Genomic DNA, 586 nt, shown 5'->3' with positions numbered 1-586 from the left:
GCCCATGGCCTGTCCTGCCGATGCGGCTTGTTCAGCCCCTTCCACGCAGGCGTCTTAGGCCCACGGACGATCGTGCCGTCGGGTCGGCGGACGTTGCCGGAGAGCCGCTCCTGCACGTACTTTCGCAACCTGTCGTTGCCCACGAGCTTCGCCGCCTTCGGACGCTTTGCGGCCTGTTGCGCTTTCCACTGCGCCACCAGTGCCCGGTAGACCGGCTTGCCGCCCCGGGTCGCTGCATTGCGGCGCAGTTCGCGTGAGATCGTTCCCGGGTCACGTCCGATCCTGCGAGCGAACCCCACCGCGGGTTCGAGGTCCCCGCGCGGGGCCCCGTCCAGCGGCGGCACCGGGCCCGCGGTCGCCACCACCAGGCCCTTGCCCGACCGGGTGCGTTCACGCTTGATCTTGTCGACGATCGCGGCACCGGTCCGCGCCGGTGTCGGCCCCGGAAGCACCCCGAGGTGTTTCGCACACCAGCCCAACCGGCGACCCAACTCCCGCGCCGCCGGCAGGTCCTCGTCGGGGAGATACGTTCCCGCCGCCGGTGAGCCGAGGATCCCCATCTCCCCGACCCGGTTGTTCCAGCCGA

General features: G+C 71.0%; 1 protein-coding gene. It reads right to left on the bottom strand.

Annotation, left to right across the window (positions count from 1 at the left end; all coding sequences use genetic code 11):
• Window positions 1-560 (bottom strand): helix-turn-helix domain-containing protein (locus P3H15_RS54895; protein WP_276144941.1); only part of this gene is annotated, 560 nt, incomplete at its 3' end.
• Window positions 561-586 lie beyond the last annotated feature (26 nt).

The sequence above is a fragment of the Rhodococcus sp. T2V genome (assembly GCF_029269925.1).
GTDB classification, from domain to species: domain Bacteria; phylum Actinomycetota; class Actinomycetes; order Mycobacteriales; family Mycobacteriaceae; genus Rhodococcus_F; species Rhodococcus_F koreensis.
This window is presented reverse-complemented; position numbering and strand designations above follow the sequence as displayed.